This window comes from Psychrobacillus sp. NPDC096426 (assembly GCF_044762745.1).
GTDB lineage: Bacteria > Bacillota > Bacilli > Bacillales_A > Planococcaceae > Psychrobacillus.
Genome location: NZ_JBIWEX010000017.1, coordinates 87,211 through 105,158, shown reverse-complemented (window position 1 = coordinate 105,158; position 17,948 = coordinate 87,211). Strand labels below are relative to the sequence as shown.

19 protein-coding genes are annotated in these 17,948 nt (G+C 37.6%); 9 read left to right on the top strand and 10 right to left on the bottom strand.

Going from position 1 to position 17,948, the window contains the following annotated elements; all coding sequences use genetic code 11:
• Positions 1-126: 126 nt before the first annotated feature.
• Positions 127-1,326, bottom strand: coding sequence for an NAD(P)-dependent malic enzyme (locus ACIQYS_RS14925; protein WP_402981597.1), 1,200 nt, complete (start codon positions 1,324-1,326; stop codon positions 127-129).
• Positions 1,327-2,133: 807 nt separating this feature from the next.
• Between ACIQYS_RS14925 and ACIQYS_RS14920 the strand changes: the two genes are divergently transcribed.
• The 3 genes from ACIQYS_RS14920 (at position 2,134) to ACIQYS_RS14910 (ending at position 3,477) form a co-directional block, all read left to right on the top strand.
• The gene (locus ACIQYS_RS14920) at positions 2,134-2,892 is read left to right on the top strand and encodes a hypothetical protein (protein WP_402981594.1); all 759 of its coding nucleotides are present in this window, start codon (positions 2,134-2,136) and stop codon (positions 2,890-2,892) included.
• 77 nt (positions 2,893-2,969) lie between these two features.
• The gene (locus ACIQYS_RS14915) at positions 2,970-3,278 is read left to right on the top strand and encodes a DUF3243 domain-containing protein (protein ID WP_402981615.1); all 309 of its coding nucleotides are present in this window, start codon (positions 2,970-2,972) and stop codon (positions 3,276-3,278) included.
• Positions 3,268-3,477: a hypothetical protein gene (locus tag ACIQYS_RS14910; protein WP_402981591.1), complete on the top strand. Its 210-nt coding sequence runs from the start codon at positions 3,268-3,270 to the stop codon at positions 3,475-3,477. The genes ACIQYS_RS14915 and ACIQYS_RS14910 overlap by 11 nt, the downstream gene beginning before the upstream one ends.
• Positions 3,478-3,520: 43 nt before the next feature.
• Here the strand turns inward: ACIQYS_RS14910 and ACIQYS_RS14905 are convergent, their stop codons facing one another.
• The 4 genes from ACIQYS_RS14905 to ACIQYS_RS14890 form a co-directional block, all read right to left on the bottom strand.
• The gene (locus tag ACIQYS_RS14905) at positions 3,521-4,060 is read right to left on the bottom strand and encodes a biotin transporter BioY (protein ID WP_402981588.1); all 540 of its coding nucleotides are present in this window, start codon (positions 4,058-4,060) and stop codon (positions 3,521-3,523) included.
• Positions 4,061-4,195: 135 nt separating this feature from the next.
• Complete coding sequence (locus tag ACIQYS_RS14900; protein WP_402981585.1) at positions 4,196-4,582, bottom strand: DnaJ family domain-containing protein; 387 nt, start codon at positions 4,580-4,582, stop codon at positions 4,196-4,198.
• Between the two features lie 12 nt (positions 4,583-4,594).
• Positions 4,595-5,044, bottom strand: coding sequence for a PH domain-containing protein (locus ACIQYS_RS14895; protein ID WP_402981582.1), 450 nt, complete (start codon positions 5,042-5,044; stop codon positions 4,595-4,597).
• Between the two features lie 12 nt (positions 5,045-5,056).
• Positions 5,057-6,136, bottom strand: coding sequence for an AI-2E family transporter (locus ACIQYS_RS14890; protein WP_402981579.1), 1,080 nt, complete (start codon positions 6,134-6,136; stop codon positions 5,057-5,059).
• A gap of 137 nt (positions 6,137-6,273) precedes the next feature.
• Here ACIQYS_RS14890 and ACIQYS_RS14885 point away from each other — a divergent pair, with 137 nt between their 5' ends.
• On the top strand, positions 6,274-6,717 hold the full coding sequence (locus tag ACIQYS_RS14885; RefSeq protein WP_402981576.1) for an NUDIX hydrolase: 444 nt from the start codon (positions 6,274-6,276) through the stop codon (positions 6,715-6,717).
• 269 nt (positions 6,718-6,986) lie between these two features.
• Here the strand turns inward: ACIQYS_RS14885 and ACIQYS_RS14880 are convergent, their stop codons facing one another.
• On the bottom strand, positions 6,987-8,426 hold the full coding sequence (locus ACIQYS_RS14880) for a DEAD/DEAH box helicase (protein ID WP_402981612.1): 1,440 nt from the start codon (positions 8,424-8,426) through the stop codon (positions 6,987-6,989).
• A 407-nt stretch (positions 8,427-8,833) separates the two neighbouring features.
• On the opposite strand from ACIQYS_RS14880, the gene ACIQYS_RS14875 reads away from it, so the two are divergent.
• The gene (locus tag ACIQYS_RS14875; RefSeq protein WP_142538970.1) at positions 8,834-9,055 is read left to right on the top strand and encodes a DUF2187 family protein; all 222 of its coding nucleotides are present in this window, start codon (positions 8,834-8,836) and stop codon (positions 9,053-9,055) included.
• Here ACIQYS_RS14875 and recQ read toward each other — a convergent pair.
• Positions 9,040-10,806: a DNA helicase RecQ gene (gene recQ / locus ACIQYS_RS14870; protein ID WP_402981573.1), complete on the bottom strand. Its 1,767-nt coding sequence runs from the start codon at positions 10,804-10,806 to the stop codon at positions 9,040-9,042. The genes ACIQYS_RS14875 and recQ overlap by 16 nt on opposite strands.
• Before the next feature lie 40 nt (positions 10,807-10,846).
• Entirely contained in the window at positions 10,847-11,074 is a 228-nt protein-coding gene (locus ACIQYS_RS14865) for a hypothetical protein (RefSeq protein ID WP_402981570.1), read from the bottom strand.
• Positions 11,075-11,258: 184 nt separating this feature from the next.
• On the opposite strand from ACIQYS_RS14865, the gene ACIQYS_RS14860 reads away from it, so the two are divergent.
• A complete protein-coding gene (locus ACIQYS_RS14860; RefSeq protein ID WP_402981567.1) occupies positions 11,259-12,449 on the top strand; it encodes a class I SAM-dependent rRNA methyltransferase in 1,191 nt (396 codons plus the stop codon).
• 78 nt (positions 12,450-12,527) lie between these two features.
• Here ACIQYS_RS14860 and ACIQYS_RS14855 read toward each other — a convergent pair whose 3' ends face one another.
• Both ACIQYS_RS14855 and ACIQYS_RS14850 read right to left on the bottom strand, forming a co-directional pair.
• On the bottom strand, positions 12,528-12,839 hold the full coding sequence (locus ACIQYS_RS14855; protein WP_402981564.1) for a hypothetical protein: 312 nt from the start codon (positions 12,837-12,839) through the stop codon (positions 12,528-12,530).
• A 110-nt stretch (positions 12,840-12,949) separates the two neighbouring features.
• Positions 12,950-13,840, bottom strand: coding sequence for a LysR substrate-binding domain-containing protein (locus ACIQYS_RS14850; RefSeq protein ID WP_402981561.1), 891 nt, complete (start codon positions 13,838-13,840; stop codon positions 12,950-12,952).
• A gap of 155 nt (positions 13,841-13,995) precedes the next feature.
• Between ACIQYS_RS14850 and ACIQYS_RS14845 the strand changes: the two genes are divergently transcribed.
• Genes ACIQYS_RS14845 through ACIQYS_RS14835 form a run of 3 tightly spaced genes read left to right on the top strand, consistent with a single transcriptional unit; the run spans position 13,996 to position 17,948 of the window.
• Positions 13,996-15,087 (top strand): extracellular solute-binding protein, encoded by a 1,092-nt coding sequence (locus ACIQYS_RS14845; protein ID WP_402981558.1) that lies wholly within the window; start codon positions 13,996-13,998, stop codon positions 15,085-15,087.
• Between the two features lie 40 nt (positions 15,088-15,127).
• Complete coding sequence (locus ACIQYS_RS14840) at positions 15,128-16,891, top strand: ABC transporter permease (RefSeq protein WP_402981555.1); 1,764 nt, start codon at positions 15,128-15,130, stop codon at positions 16,889-16,891.
• Positions 16,854-17,948 carry an ABC transporter ATP-binding protein gene (locus ACIQYS_RS14835; RefSeq protein ID WP_402981552.1) on the top strand — a complete coding sequence of 365 codons (1,095 nt, stop codon included), beginning with the start codon at positions 16,854-16,856 and terminating at the stop codon, positions 17,946-17,948. The genes ACIQYS_RS14840 and ACIQYS_RS14835 overlap by 38 nt, the downstream gene beginning before the upstream one ends.

Genomic DNA, 17,948 nt, shown 5'->3' with positions numbered 1-17,948 from the left:
TGCCCATGCAAAAACACCTCCGATTTAAGTACTTGTTTTAAGTGTACCATTACCGAAGGTGTTTTATATTGTCTCACTATTTTAGGTTAGTCCAATAGAGATTATCTCTCGGAACGTTTTTTAATCTTACGCTTCATTCAACGCAGGTTGAAACAAAGTTGAAACACCTGATCGAATAGCTGCTTCACTTACCGCTTTCGCAACAGCATCTACAACCTGTTCATTAAACGCATCTGGAATAATATAATCCTCTTCAATGTCATGGTCTTCAATAAGAGATGCAATTGCATGGACAGCAGCTAGTTTCATTTCTTCATTGATATCTGTTGCTCTAACGTCTAGTGCCCCTCTAAAAATACCCGGGAACGCTAACACATTATTTACTTGGTTTGGATGATCGGAACGACCAGTTGCGATAACCTTTACTCCCCATTCTTTCGCTAAATCATATGCCACCTCTGGGTTTGGATTCGCTAAAGCAAAAATGATTGGGTCACTATTCATTAAATCAATCATATCTTTAGTTAAAAGATTAGCTATAGAAACACCAATAAATACGTCTGCACCTTCCATTGCATCTTGTAAAGATCCTTTTAAATTATGTGGATTCGTACTACTTGCAATCATTGCTTTCACCGAGTTCATTCCCTCTTCTCGGCCTTCATAAATAATTCCTGTAGAATCGCACATAATAATTTCACGGTAGCCTAGCTGTTGTAATATGCGTAAAATAGCCATTCCTGCCGCGCCCGCACCGTTTATTACTACTTTTAATGCTGGTATTTGTTTATTCACAAGTTTCACTGCATTTTGAAGTCCAGCTCCAACTACAATCGCTGTTCCATGCTGGTCATCGTGAAATACTGGGATATCTAGCTCTGCTCGAAGACGATCTTCTATTTCAAAGCAACGTGGTGCAGAAATATCTTCTAAATTGATTGCACCAAACGTTGGACTTAATGCTTTTACGATTTGGACAATTTCATCGACGTTTTTTGTATCCAGACAAATTGGAAAGGCATCGACATTCGCAAATCTTTTTAAAAGAATTGCCTTCCCTTCCATTACTGGTAAAGCAGCTCCCGGTCCAATATCCCCCAGTCCTAAAACAGCCGTACCATCCGTTATCACCCCGACAAGATTGCCTTTTGCCGTGTATTCATAAATAGTGGAAGGGTCATTTTTTATCTCTATACAAGGTTCTGCTACACCTGGAGAATAGGCTAAACTTAAATCCTCCATACTTCCCATTGGTACCTTTGCTACTAACTCTATTTTTCCTTTAGTCTCTCTGTGCAAATTCAATGAACGTGTTCTCAAATCCATCTTCTCACTCACCTATTCTCTAGATTTTTAAAAAATTCCCCTTTACTATAATGAAAATTAGATGCGCACATCTAATAAACGCTATATTCTGAGAATTATAGAGTGTGTATATTTTAAAGTCAATACTTAAGTATTAGTGAAGTTCTTCACATATATTTTCCTATGTTTATATTTATATGTAAAATTATTCAAACATAATTTTATTTAGTGAAAAAATTCTTCTTATAAAGGATTGTTTACGCAGTATAGGGATAATGCGTCGTAAGGATAGGATCTTCGGGTTTATCGTGTTGAGCGGTCTTTTTGTCGTGCTCGGGGTAGTCTTTGTCGTGTTCAAAGGCTAGTTTGTCGCGTTTGCAGTGGATTTTGTCGCGTTCAACCATATACTGTAAAATTCGAAATTGATTAGCTAGTAATTTTAGTGGATTGGAGCGGAAGGGCGGCGACTCCAGCGGGATGAGTGAGACAGATGAGCAATCACAACGTACGCGTAGCGTCGGTGATGGCTCATCGCTCACCCCGCGGAAAGCGTCCGCCCTGCAGCGGAAATCCTAGCGGTAACTTCATTACGACGCATTAACCTTATAATGCGCTTAATAAAAATAAATGGCATACCTTATGTAGTTTAGAGAAAGCTATCCATATTATAATTTTCTACCCCATAAAAAAATCGGCAACCAGTTTTGGTCACCGATGCATATGAATGCACTATCTTATCGCCTGAGGGGGGTTAAGTGTGCGAAATCCAGCCAAATTTTGGAGAAAAGTCGCTGGTAATAATCTTCCCCACTAAGAGTGAGCTTCTATATGATAATGATAATCAATTTCATTAAAAAAGTCAACAATTTTGATAATAATCTGTATACTATAAGTATGACAACTTTATCGAATGACCAAATCAAACAATTGAATAATTATAGTGTGTATTTGGAACCAACTGGAACTCCACTTTTCGATGCAACAAATGTAGATAGTTCACTATCCATTATTAAGTTAATTTCTGAAGCTCCAACTGGTCCTATTGCCGCTTCTTTTTTCATGCGGAGAGTTGGAATGTTTATTTCCATGCAGTTTTATATGATGACGATGTACGATGAAATTTGGGATGGACCATTAGAAGATTTAGCATTTTTTGCAACAACCGAGTATGGAAATAAAACAATTAGCACATATATACGAGAAGAACATTTTCGCGAAACGAGAGAAAATCGTGCCGAGGATGTTCAACTTATATGGAAGCAACAATGTTATCCCATTATCCAACAATTACGTGCAACATGCAGCATCTCACCTCTCACACTATGGGAAAACGTCTTTGGCTACTTACTTTGGCATTATTACGTTTTTTTCGATAACGAAGCAATTGCAGATCAAGCAAAACAAGATTGGTCTATTATGCAAGATGAATCCATTTGGATTGCTTTTACTTCAAAATCCTTTTTGTCCAACTATTTGAAAGGAAAGAGTCCAGCACAATTGATCAATAGTCCAGTTCGTACGACTTGCTGTTTTTCGAAGGATGTACCAGGACTACAAAAATGCGGTTTTTGTCCATTTAATTCCTAAAATAAATATGCATGATTGCTCCCTCTCTGGATATAACTATAAATGATTCTACGAGAAAGGAGTGTATGTGAATGGCGATGAATATTGATGATCGTCTCGATGCTAAGCTAAGTAGTATTAATACGGAAGAAAAAGAAGAGATCCTCAAAAATTTTACTACCTTTAAATCATATTTAGCCGGCAAAGTAGCCGCTGGTGAAAAATTGGGACTAAGCGAAGAAGTATTAGCCAAAGCTACTGAAAAGGTAGCAGGTTACCTTGCAAACCATGAAGAACCACGAAATCGTGAAGAACATCTTTTACAACAACTTTGGAAAAGTGGAGACAAGGAGCAACAGCACGCTCTTAGTCATATGCTTTTGAATCTTGTAAAAAATGAAGGATAAAATCCGCAAAGAGGCACAAGGACGCTTTCTTGATAATCCAGATGGCGTGCGAACAACTAAGGAAAGCTTGTTCGATATGCATGAAGACATGCAGACCGTAGATGCCATTTCAGTAGAAGATCTTAACATCCAAGTGCAGGATGAGCAATACCACCACCACACTAAAAATCGTTCGTTAAGCGAAGAACGATACCCCTAAAATATAAAAACTTGCCTGAATCCCCTCAGGCAAGCCTTTTTATTTATATTAGTTTCGCTGTTACTAAGCGATTTCTTATAAGAATGCCTAAAATTGCTGCCACGATTGCTTTTACTAAATCTGGCAAAATAAACGGAATCATTCCACCTTTAAATGCTCCGTTCCATGGAAGATCAGCTGCTACTTTTAACCAAATGGATCCAAGAAGTAAAATAATGAAAACAGCAATCATATTCGCAATAATTGCGTGTACTTTTGTATGCCCAAAATTCTCTAAATACCAGCCCACAAATAAGGCAGCAGGAATAATCGCAACAATATAGCCGCCAGTTGGACCTAAAACAATACCAAATCCACCCTTCATCCCAGCAAAGACGGGAATGCCGATAACTCCCATCAACACATACACAGCGACTGCGAGTGTACCATATTTTGTCCCCAAAATGGTTGCGGTTAACATAACTGCGATTGTCATTAACGTAAATGGAACTGGCGGAATATTAATTATTATCTGTGCTGAAACTGCTATGATTGCTGCAAATAATGCAGCCACGATCATCATTTTTAAACGTTCATTTCTCATATTATTTCCCCTCTACGCAAAATGAGTAAACATTTCACCTGATTCAGTTAACTCATTTTCATCCTAATCATTAAATATGTTCACGTCAATAGAAAAAAAAAAAACAAAGTTCCCATAAAAATGAGGACTTTGCTTTTACCATCTTTGACTAGCTGCTTCAATAGTTTCTAGGCGAACGGTACCTTTTTGCATAGGAGGTGGACAGGATTTGTTGTATTCGATTATTTTTTCATTCACCTTTGTCACTCGGAACTGCAAACCATCCTTTTTTCCATTCGTATACTTTTCGGCTATATCCTTTAATTCATCGCGAATCGCGTGCTGGAGCTTTAACCAATGGGGTTTATAGCCCGCATCCTTCGCTATTTTTTGGAAATGTTGAAATATGTCACCCGAAAAATACTCGTCTGGTAATGGCTTTCCTTGCCCTTTTAAATTATCCATACCACCCGTTTTTTCATAATTTCTTAGGATATCTCCGATTAAATCATTACTTGGTTTATTGAAATTGTCTTTATCCATTAGCTAGAACCCTCATTTCATCAAATGAATATGTGGTGCTTTTTCTACTAAAACCTGTAAAAATACTTCTTGCCTTTCAGGTGATATAATGACACTTCCCGTCAATGCCTTTTTATAATGAATTTCAAGTGCATCCTTAGAAGAAAGAATGCGATATCCAGCGAGAATATTTGATGTCGGTTTTACTTTTGTTATATCCTCATATGGAATTTTACTGCGAAATGGTCCACCTCGAACAAATAGGTAATCATCTTTAAAAGTATACTCGATGTCAAAGGAAATCCATCCAATAAATCCTGTACATAAAAGAAATAGTACAATTGTTATCCAAACAGCAGTCATATCAGGCACTTGTGTAAAAATTTCAAACATTGCCGGCAAAAGCGTGGCCAGTGCAATAATTATAATTGCTACTGAAATAAAACCTATAAAAGTGCGATCTCGTTTTGATCTAAACGTCATCGATTCACCTAATTAAACGGATTCCGTTGCGGCTTCTTTTATTCCTTCACGATGTGCATAAATATTTTTCAAAATCGCTTTTATTACTGCATATGTCGGAACCCCTAAAATGATTCCCCATAATCCTGCAATATTACCCGCGGCCAAAATAATCGTAATAACGGTCAAAGGATGAATATCTAATGATTTCCCCATTACATTCGGCGTAATAAGATTACTTTCAATTTGCTGCGAAACGAGCATAATAATCGCTACATAAATCGCCATCTTTGGCTCTTGTAAGAATGCGATAATAAGTGCTGGTACAAGCGCAATATAAGGCCCTAAAAATGGAATCACATTCATCATCATTCCGAATACAGCAAGGAGCAATGCATATTTAAGTCCTATAACAAAATAACCAATGAATAACATAACACCAACTAAAAAGCTGACAAATAGTTGACCTTGAATATAGGAACGTAATACATCATCAATATCAGCTAATGTTTTACGTATCCAAGTTTTCTTATCCCCTTTAAAGAAACCGGCTACAAAAGGAGCAAATTTTTCATGATCCTTCAACATATACACAAGGAAAAACGGCACAAGGACGAATAAGAAGACTCCTTGGAATACGTTTTGGATAAACTTGATAAATAGAGTTCCAGCACCTAAGGCAATAGTATCGACCTTACCAGACACTTCTGTTATGGTCTTTTGTAGAAATTCTGGAAAACGCTCTTGGTCTTCCGTGAAATATTTCGAAAACTGCTGAACTTCCGATATAATCTCTGGTGTATTTTCTACAAGCATATTTACTTGTGTAGTTAATTTGGGACCAACTAATCCGTAAAAACCCCATCCAACCAATCCAATTACTACAAACACAGACAGTATACTAGCCCATCTCGGAAACTTTATAGACTCTAACCATTTTAAGAGTGGTCTTGTTAAATAAAATAATACTCCCCCTATCAATAACGGCATAAAGATCGTTTGTCCAATAATGACTAGTGGAGAGAAAATACTTTGCACTTTTATAAATAGAAAAATGATTAATAATGTCAGCAGTATTGCTACTCCTATTTGAAACCAACGCTTATTTGTCATCAACGCTCACATCCTTACTTTTTACTCAATAATAGAATATACGAATCCCTGTGACGGAGGTTTCACATTATTATGTATCTTACCATTTTTTCCTGTAAACTAATAATAGAATATTGCTTTTGAAAGGAATAAAACGTATGGAATATTACAAGGAACTTCGAAAGTATGTCGGCCATCGTCCGCTAATACTTCCGGGTTCGGTCGTTCTTATTTTGAATAGCAAAGAGGAAGTGCTATTGCAAGAAAGAGAACTAGGGGTTTACGGTTTACCGGGTGGGCTAATGGAGCTTGGAGAAAGCCTAGAGGACACTGCACGTCGTGAAGTTTTAGAGGAAACGGGATTACGTATTGAAGGACTAACACTTTGTCATGTATATTCGGGTCCAGAATATTATATGGAAAATCCTAATGGCGATATGTTTTATTCGGTAACAGCAGTTTATAAAACGAAGGAATATGAAGGGAATCTTTCTCCCGACGGAATTGAAACACTGAGTCTCCAATTCTATAATCGAAATAACTTACCAGAAGGTTTACTTGCATCCTATCGGACATTTATTGAAAACGAGCTTGGAGTTTAGATAACTCCAAGCTCGTTTATATGGGTTGCTGTTGCATATGCTAAACAAGGCGCAAAAGACGTCATCTCATGCAAGTAAACTTTTTACTTCGGGAATTGATTGCTCTCACATATAATTTGGTTGCTTTCGTGTTGATTTGATTACTCTCGTAATAGAAATGGTTGCTTACAAGGACTAGTTGGTTGCCCTTAGCCATTTATCAGAATTTACTTACAGAAAATACTACCTAAAGTTGAATTTTGAGCGGCTGCTTATTGTTGCGCACTATTCTATTTATGGGCAATATGCACTTTTAGTTGTTTGCCTTTAATGGTTGTGTTTCGCATCGTTTTTAATACAAGCGGCCCTTTGCCGTTTAGTATTTCTACATAGGTTACATTGTCTTGAATTGTAATAATCCCAATGTCATCGGCGGATACTCCGTTTATTTTCGCTATTGTCCCAACGAAATCTACCGCACGGAGCTTTTTCTTCTTGCCACCATTGAAATATAGTTTAGTAATATTGGCATTTAATTGCTCACTTTTCGATTTTTTTATTTCTGGTTGTTCTTGCATCTTCAAATCAAATGCAGCACGATTTTTTGCTACTGCTTCAGCAGATAACTCTGGTCCAGTGGGAATTTCGAAACCAATAAAGCTTTCTATTTCTTTCACAAATTTGTCTTCATATGGGGTTGCAAGCATGATCGATTTACCGCTACGACCGGCACGACCTGTTCGACCTGTTCTATGCACATAACTTTCTTGCTCAAGTGGCACATCATAATGAACAACATGTGTGATATCTTCAATATCAATTCCTCTAGCCGCAACATCCGTGGCAATTAAATAACGGAAATCGCCTCTTCGAAAATCATCCATTACTTCAAAACGGTCTTCCTGCATCATACCACCATGAATTTTATCTGCCGTATATCCTTTTTCGTCTAATACATCTACAAGTTGTTCCACTCGTTCTTTTGTACGACAAAAGATGATGCAACTGTCAGGGTTTTCGATAATCGTCAGTTTTTCGAGGAATGAAAGCTTAAGTTCCTCCTGCACTACATACTTCACATGCTCAATATCCGGAGCATTTTCTTCTGCAACGTCGATTTCAATCGAGATGGGTTGCTTCATATACTTACTACTTAACTTTTTTATCTCATCAGATAAAGTAGCTGAAAATAACATCGTTGTGCGTTTTGTCGGAAGTAATTTAATGATTGATGTAACTTGCTCTAAAAAACCCATATTCAGCATTTCATCTGCTTCATCAATAACTAGATATTCAATTTTCGACACATCTAATGTCCCTTTTTCGATATGATCTAGCACACGACCTGGTGTTCCAACGACGATATGTGTTTTTTGCTTTAATGCTAGCTTTTGTTTCGCAAATGGAGACTTGCCGTAAAGAGCAAGTCCTTTTATGCGCTTATAACGACCGATATTCGTGATGTCTTCTTGTACTTGAACTGCTAATTCTCTTGTTGGCGTTAATACTAATGCTTGTGGTTTGTTTTCTTCCCACTCGACCAGTTCACATAGAGGAGTAGCAAACGCTGCTGTTTTTCCGCTACCGGTTTTCGATTTCACCAAAATGTCTTGTTTTTTCAGCGCAACAGGAATGACTTTCTGTTGTACTTCTGTAGGCTCTGTATAACCTAATTGTTCGATTGCTTGTAAAATCTTTTCGTCTAATTTTAGCTCGTTAAAATGCACTATGCATAGTCTCCTCTTATTTCTCAATTTTTATAACGATTATGTCCGACAATGATTAAAACCTATTCTTTTGTATTATGCTCTTTTATTTCTTCTCCTGTTCGCAATTGAATATTCATCCCATGATAGTTTAAATTGAACAACTTTCGTCATTCATTTGCTCCTCTGTTACTTCCAATAAGTATGGCGTTTCGAATAAACTCATGAGTACTCTCCCAAAACCAATCTCTTAACACTAACATATACAATAATTTCTGGAAATCAAAAAAGTACCCTTGTTATCCGCTGACTTTTTCAGAGGCTTACTACCAATTACATCTAATAATCCTCACTTCATATTTTAATAGTTTATTTATGTTATAATAGAAGTATCGCTATTTGCGTAAAAAAACTAGAATAGAGGCAGATACATGAGTTTCCAAAGACAACCAAAAGAAGTTTCAGACTTCGTAGCAGCACGGAAAATTGATGAGAAGATCTCTTTTTCTCGTAATGATCACGAAGTACAAGGTACTATTTTTAAAATTTTAGAACACTCAGTTATTGTTGAAATATCTACAGAAGATGCGAAGAAGATCAATGTTCCTTCTAACTTAACAGTCGTATCACATAAAAATTATACAGTGGTATAACGGTTAATTTCTTCAAGGAAGGATTTTCCGTATTTATCTCTTTTATTTGCACCTACACCGTGCACCTCTAAAAATTGTTCTTCGGTTTGCGGACGCTTTACACACATATCTTGTAGTGTTTTGTCAGAAAAAATAACAAATGGTGGTACACCTGCTTCGTCCGCAAGTTTTTTCCGAAGTACTCTTAATACTTCAAATAACGGATCACTTTTCGCGATTTGTTTTGTTACCGCGACTCCTTTACGCATTACCTGTCTTTTCCCAAGTAGTACATCCTTTCCTTTATCCGAAACGTATATCGTAGGTAAACTACCGTGATTTACTAATAGGATTCCTTCTGAAATCATAAACTCCATTAAACCCGATACTTCTTTTAAAGACCGATTTTTTAATATTCCATAAGTAGAGAGCTTTGTAAAACCAAAATCAAGCACTTTTTTGTTTTGGGAACCAGTTAAAACTTGTGCTGTAATCGTTTTTCCAAACTTTTGTCCCATTCGCACGACACAGGATAATACCATTTGTACTTCCTTTGTAACGTCTTGGACTTCCCTGTCATCCGTACAGTTCGCACATCGACCGCAGTCCTTCGCATCTGGTTCTCCGAAATAGGTCACGATAAACTGCTGTAAACAATTTTCTGTATGACAGTAATCGACCATTCCTTGCAACTTCTCTAACTCCCCAGGTATTCGCTCACGATCCAAAGCTTGATCGATTAAAAACCGTTGTGTTTGTACGTCTTGAGATGCATATAACACGATACATTCACTTGGAAGCCCGTCCCGTCCAGCTCTACCCGCTTCTTGATAATAACTTTCCATATTTTTCGGAAGCTGATAATGAATCACGTATCTTACATTCGATTTATCGATCCCCATTCCGAAAGCATTTGTCGCTACCATTACTTGCGCTTCATCTGTTAGGAATCGCTCTTGCTCTTTATTGCGGAACGCTTCCGGAAGCCCTGCATGGTATTTTGCTGTGCGTACTCCGGCTTTATTTAATAAATCATATAGCTGGTCTACCGTTTTTCGCGTTGCTGCATAAATAATCCCAACTTCTTGCGCATTCTTTTTAATAAAGTCTTTTAGGAATTTATTTTTATCTTGTCCGAGCACGACAGAAAAAGTTAAATTTGAGCGAGCAAAACCCGTAATAACGGTGCTATCTTCTTCGATTTGAAGCAATCTACATATATCTGCTCGTACCTCTGGCGTTGCCGTAGCAGTTAAAGCAAGCACTACCGGTTCTTTTTCAAATACGTCCTTTAATCGATGAATTGCACGGTAGCTCGGTCTAAAATCATGGCCCCATTGAGAAATACAATGAGCTTCATCGACTGCGATTAATGGCACTTTCACGCGTTTTAATTGATTTAAAAAGCTTTGAGATTCTAATCGTTCGGGTGCTATATATAATAAACGGTACTGTCCGTTTTGCACTTCTTCCATCGTTTCTCTTACTTCTTCTGCAGTTAATGTACTATTGATGAAAGTAGCTGAAATGCCAGCTTGTACTAAAGTGTCTACTTGATCTTTCATAAGGGAAATTAGTGGGGAAATGACAATCGTAGTTCCATCTAACATTAAAGAGGGGATTTGATAACAAAGTGACTTCCCGCCCCCTGTCGGCATAACACAAAGACTTGAATGATTGTTTAGCACATAGTTAATAATTGTTTCTTGTCCTTCTCGAAAGGAATCGTATCCAAAATAATTTTGTAATAATCGGCGTGCATTTTCGAGCATTCCCATACCTCCTGTCTATTTAAGAAAAAAGGAAAACAGATTACTTTCTGCTTCCCTTTTTGTTTGTATGTTGCTGATTTGGTTTTGGGTCAACTTTTTGAACGTCAGATCCTAGTAATAAGTAACCAAGTCCCCCTGATATTATACAAGCACCTATTGTAATAAGAACCTTATGGAGAATTGGTACGTCCGTATGATCCTTCAGTATCCATGTAGCTAGTACTGCTACTACGACCATAATCGGAATGACAACTTTCGACTTTTTCACAACGAACTTCCTTCCTCATACATATGTATAATAATTGTACCATAAGAGGACTAGAGAAAGGAGCTAAAGCCATATAGGATTCATTGTGTTTGTATTTGCGTTAGAATTCCAATTTCACGCATTTCTTTTTTAAAACCTCTCGATATGTGATAATAAAGAAAAACGAACTCCGAGGATGACAATTATGCAAAAAGAATTAGATATAAAAATAAAAGATAACCTAGCCCATGACCTACAAAAAGGGGTTCCTATTTTACTAAAAGACGGCTTCCATGAAATTGACTCCTTACCTGAAGGCGCCATTTTAAAACTGCGCAATCCAACTGGCAAGTTTGTTGGTAAAGGCTATGTAGGAAAGCAAAATAAAGGAATCGGCTGGCTTTTAACAAAAAATGAAAACGAACCAATTGACACGCATTTTTTCCAGAAGAAAATTGCAGTTGCTATTAAACATCGTGCAGATTATTTTAATAGCAGCGATACAACTGCTTTCCGTGTATTTAATGGAGAAGGCGATGGAATTGGCGGCTTAACGATTGATTATTTTGACGGGTTTTACTTACTAAGTTGGTATAGTGAAGGGATTTACTCTTTTAAAGAAATGATTTTAGCTGGACTAGAGGCTTCTGTATCCTATAAAGGAATTTATGAAAAGAAACGTTTCGATACAAAAGGTCAGTATTTGGAAGATGATGATTTTGTGAAAGGTGAGCGCGGGGAATTCCCACTAATTGTGAAAGAAAGTGGACAAAACTTTGCAATCTACTTGAATGACGGAGCGATGGTTGGTGTATTTTTAGATCAGCGAGACGTTCGTAAAAAGATTCGAGATGCTTATGCACAAGGGAAAACAGTTTTAAATACATTTTCTTATACAGGCGCTTTTTCTATTTTTGCTGCTGCAGGTGGCGCAACGAAAACGACAAGCGTGGACCTAGCAAAACGAAGTCTAAGCAAAACAACTGAGCAATTCGAGGTAAATGGAATCGATGAAGAAAAACAAGACATTATCGTGATGGACGTTTTCGATTATTTTAAATACGCTAAACGGAAAGAGTTATCATTTGATGTAGTGATCCTTGATCCGCCGAGCTTTGCACGATCAAAGAAGTATACATTTAGTTCTGCAAAAGACTACACGAACCTACTACAAGATGCGATTGCTATTACAGAGAGAAATGGTGTGATTGTCGCTTCTACTAACAACGCTACATTTGGAATGAAAAAATTCAAAACTTTTGTAGAAAAGGCATTTAAAGAAAGTAATCGTCAATATACGATTGAGGAAGAGTTTTCCCTTCCTAGTGATTTCAGGACTTCTCCGCTGTTTAAAGAAGGAAATTATTTGAAAGTACTTTTTGTAAGAGTAAAATAAACAGATTGCTAAACGACAATTAGAAATAATGTAAAATCCGTTGCAACCGGAAAGAATAAGTTGCAACGGATTTTTTCATTATTGGACTTGGACATACTCCATGTTATTAATAATTTCATTCATTTTTTCAAATGTTAGATCTGGATGCAATAATATAACACTGTAGCCATAACCATCCTCAGCCCAGTTTAATAAACGGAATCCCTCCATGTCAGTTTTATTTCCCTTAAACCCTCGAATGTTTTCTCCTTCACCATCGAAAGCAGTATTATTTTCCTCGATTGCAAATTCACTTAAAGAGAAATATGGAAGATCATCTTTAAAATAGGTTATCGTTAATTCTGGATTAAGATCATTTTCAAAAGACGTTAAGGTCATTTGTTTTATCATTAATCCATTCTCCTCTTTGACATAAAGAAATGGTTTTTCCATAATTGTAACTGCTTCGTCTAACGATTCCTAATCTAGGGAGGTTTTTTAGTTCCTCAAAATCCATCCCTCTACTGAAAAGATTGTTTCAGAAATTCGATAAAGCTTTGCATCATTGGACTGAAATGCTGAATTTTTCGATAGATTAGGTAAATATGTCGCTCGTTTACATAGTTCGGTAATGGTTGAATGAAAAGTCTTCCTTCCTTCATTTCTTTTTCTACACTTAACCTTGGTAAAATGGCAATGCCGATATTCAACTCCACTGCCTCTTTAATCGTTTGAATAGATCCAATTTCCATAATGATATTAAGCTGTATGTTATTTTCTAACATCCATCTTTCTGCAAGCGTATGACTAACCGCTTGTTTTTCATGCAAAATGAAAGGATACTGCGTAAGCTCGTGAGGTTTGATCTCCGTCTTCTTTCGCAATGGATGGTCTTTGTGCATAATGAGGACTAGCTCGTCTTCCATAATTGGAATAATTGTAAGATCTGGATCGAATAACTTACCGTATGCAATAACACCTAAATCTAAATCATAGTTTTTTACCTTTTGTAATATGCTCGGTGCTTTATTGACAACTAAAGAAATGTACACACGATCATGTTCTTTTTGGAATTTCGCTAAGTACGGGGGCAATATATAGGAAGCTGTTGTTTGACTAGCACCTAGCTGTAATTTACCTCGTGTATTGAATTTATAATCATCCATCACTTGTTCTGCCTGTTCTGCAAGTTGAATAATTTGCTGCGCATAATGGTAAAATGCTTTTCCAGCATCCGTTAAAATCCATCGTTTCAGCTGAGGCTGTTCAAACAACTCTACTCCTAGTTTATCCTGCAACCCCTTTAGATGAAATGTCACAGTCGGCTGTTTAATATGTAATGCTTCAGCCACAGCACTGAGCTTCCCCGTTTGAACGGTTAACACAAATACTTTCAATTGCTGGAAATTCAATTTTATCCACCTCTTCCGTTTCAATATAGATAAAATCTATTTAACTATCAATATTATTCAGTATTTCTTAATGATAAATTTACATATCCTTCATATTCCATTAATTACTATCGATTACGATAAAGATGACAAAAAAATCTGAAAGAGGTTGACTTATGAAAAAACATCTTTGGTTATTATCTGGATTGACAGCATTAATGCTAGCAGGTTGCTCATCTAATGGAGAAGAGACAGGAAGTGCAAAAGAAAAAGCAACTGAAACGGAAGAAGTAGTAGAAACAGAAACTGCCACAGCAGCTACTGATAAAGTGAAACAAACAGAACCACTAGTTGTGTATTTAAATGACTTTGACGAATTAATCGAACCGTTATTTGAAGAAAAAACGGGCTATGATATTGAATTGGTTGTTGGAAACGGCGCTGAAGTTCAATCTCGTATCGAAGCAGAGAAATCCAATCCAAACTGGGACGTTGTATGGTTGGACGGACAAGGCTCTTTCGCTAGATGGGAAAATGACGGTATTTTACTAGAAAATGTTTCATTAGAAAGTGAAGGGAACTTAAATGATTTCGGTAAATCATTAGTACCAGCATCGAAAGCGTATTACCCAACAGGTGCACATGCAGCGGGAGTTATCGTTTATAACACGAATGAAGTAAAAGCAGAAGACGCACCAAAAACTTGGGCAGACCTTACAAATCCTGCATATAAAAACATGGTTGGTATGGCTGATCCGGCAATAGCTGCTCCTGCTTACCCATTTGTTGCATGGTTTTTTGAAGATTTAGGAATGGATGGCGGAAAAGAATACTTCACGAAATTATTCGAGAACGGTACAAAAGTATTCCCAAAAAATCCAAACGTTGTAGAAGCATTATTAAGTGGTGATTTGAAAATTGCCGCACTTCAAGAATCGAATGCATATAAGATGAAACAGGACGGGGAGCCAATTGAAATTGTTTGGCCAGAAGAGGGTGCTCCAGCTTCTGTACGCTACGCAGCTATTAGCAAAGACACAGACCAAGAAGAAGTAGCGAAAGCGTTCATCTCTTTCATATTAGAAAAAGAAACACAAGACCAAATGATTGCAGCTGGTACAGAAGGATTTTACACGTCGTCAGTTAAAGATGTAGCTAGCCCTGCAGCTCGTGATGAAAAAGCTCCATTACTTATTGCTAACCCAGCAACAGCAGCTCAAAATGAAGCAGAAGTAAAAGAATGGTTCGCTGATCAGTCCGTTCAATAACGCTTAGTGTAAATTTTGGAAAGGGAAGGGTCACTCGCATATGCGGAATTTATTTTCAAATAAACGCACTGCTCCAGCTATGCTGGGGTGGGGCGTTGTCCTTATATTATTTATTTTAATATTACTACCACTTTTAGCAGTACTTATTCAAATTGTTTTACCAGGTATTTTTTTCGGCAAACTTGATTTTGCAGGCTTTGGACTCGTTTTTGAAATTTTTGAACGGAAGCTTTGGAGCAAGTCACTCACGAACTCGCTCATACTAGCAACAGGTACAGCAGTTTTAGGTACGGTTCTAGGTACAGCACTTGCAATTATGCGGACGTCTAGAGCTTTTAAAACAAAGTTTGCACTCGATTTTACGGCATGGGCATTGCTTATTTTGCCGAGTTTTATCATGGCGCAAGGCTGGGTTTTGTTTTCCAGCGGGAAAGGTATTGCGACAAACGTACTTGGAATGGATTGGGTAACAGGTTTTGTTTTTTCGCCAATCGGACTTATTTTCATTATGACTTGTTGTAAATTTCCTTATGCTTATTTAGCTGTAACTGCGGCATTAGAGTGGAATGTATCACAGTACAATGAAGCGGCACGACTAAACGGCGCTTCTGCATGGCATGCACTTCGTACAGTGCAAGTACCATTGATGATTCCGGCGCTTTTATCTGGTGCAGCGCTTATCTTTATGGATACAATTGGAGATTTCGGATTACCAGCATCCCTAGCTGCTGTTTATAGCTTCCCTACTCTGTCGTATTCGATTTACACTGCTTTATATACAGCCCCTATTCGCTTTGATATGGCAGGGATTTTATCCTTTTATTTAGTTGTAATTATTGTCTTGGTCATGTTGTTTCAATTATTTATCTTGCGAAAAGGAGATTATTCATTCATCACCAGTCGTGCGATACGAAAAGAACCATTGAAGACGAAAAATAGTTGGATATATGACATTATAAATAGTTGTTTTTTACTAATAGCCCTCGGCATCCCGATCGGCAGTAGCTTATTAGTCTCGTTTATGGACACTTTAGGTAAAGGTGTTTCACTGGGTAATTTTACTATGAAACATTATATCTCTTTGTTTAACGTAGATTCCACGATTCTTATCGGGCTTAAAAATTCATTGCTCATAGCAGCGCTAGCGGGATTCATTGGTCTAATTGTTGGAATATGCATTGGGTATGTACTAATATTTACCGATTTCAAGTTTCGCTCACTAATTGATTCGCTTTCAGTTGTTTCACTGGCTGTACCAGGAGTAGTACTCGGAATTGGTTATATATTCATCTGGAATCAGCCATTTTTGGAAAGTATTCATCTCCATTTATACGGCAAGCCTGCTATTTTAGTGCTCGCAAGTATTGCTGGAGCGATTCCTATTGCGGCTCGATTAATGATTAGTGCAATGACGAAAGTACCGGCAAGTTTACTCGCTTCCGCTTCCGTTCAAGGTGCCTCGTTAAGTCGACGGATCTGGACGATTTTATTGCCATTAATGCGTGCATCCATACTAACGGCAGGTTTAACAGCATTTGGGACGAGCATTTTCGATTTAGCGATTACGTCTATCTTATACCCTCCGAACTTTGTCACGTTACCAGTGGCTATCAACAAATCGTTCGAAGACTTAAATTACGGATTTGCAACTGCTGCAACAATTACTAGCGGTACAATCATCATTATTTTCATGATGCTATTTAAATGGTTCGTTGAAAAAGGGTTTACCCTCATTTCGCAACTATCGAAAAAGGAGGATAAACAACATGTCGTTACAGATTCAAAACGTCTCCAAAATTTTTAAGCAATTTCGAGCAGTGAACGATGTTAGTTTTACTGTAGAGCCTGGGGAAATAGTTAGCATTTTAGGCCCATCCGGATGCGGTAAGTCCACCCTTTTACAAATGGTTGCCGGACTACAATCGTTAGACGAAGGAGAAATTAGACTAGATGGCAAGATTATTTCTTCCCCTAACATGACACTACCTCCGGAAAAACGAGGTATTAATATGGTTTTTCAAGATTACGCGTTATGGCCACATATGACCGTAGTGCAAAATATTTTTTATGGCTCTAAAATACGGAAAGTAAACAAGCAAGAGCAAGCGGAAACGAAAAACTTTTTATTTAACTTACTTCAGTTAAATGGGCTAGAAAACCGATATCCTAGTGAGCTTTCAGGTGGGCAACAACAACGTGTAGCAATTGCTCGAGCTTTATCTACAAAGCCAACACTACTTCTATTAGACGAACCCCTATCCAATTTAGATATGCAGCTACGATTTGAAATGCGTAACGAGCTTTCTTATTTATTGCGCAAGCTTGGCACTACTGCTTTGCACGTAACACATGATCCACTGGAGGCGTATGCTTTGGCCGACCGCATTTTAATGCTTCGCGAAGGTCAAATCGAGCAGTATGGAACACCAATGGAAGTTCGTCAAGCACCGGCTTCTTTATGGGTAGCAGGCTTACTCGGAATGACAAATCGCTTAATGGCTACTGCAAAAGATTCTGCATCTGTTAAAATTGGGGATGCAATTATCCGCGGCAACGGGACACTAACAAATGGCGACGATGTTATTGTCGTAATGGACTCAGAAGCTTTGAAAATAGGAGAAAATGGAAATGAAATAAATTCCCTCAAAAACTCGTTGCATGGACGGGTCACACACTCTATTTTCGAAGGGCACAAATGGCGCATTATGGTGGAAACAGCAGGTGGTCGCTTAACTGTGTTGCACGGTGAACAAGTCGAAGTGAATAAAGAAGTAGTCGTTTCTTTTGAACGTAATCATACATTTTTATATAAGCAAACAGAACAGGTAGCTCCCCCTTTTCTTGTGCATAATAGAATGTAG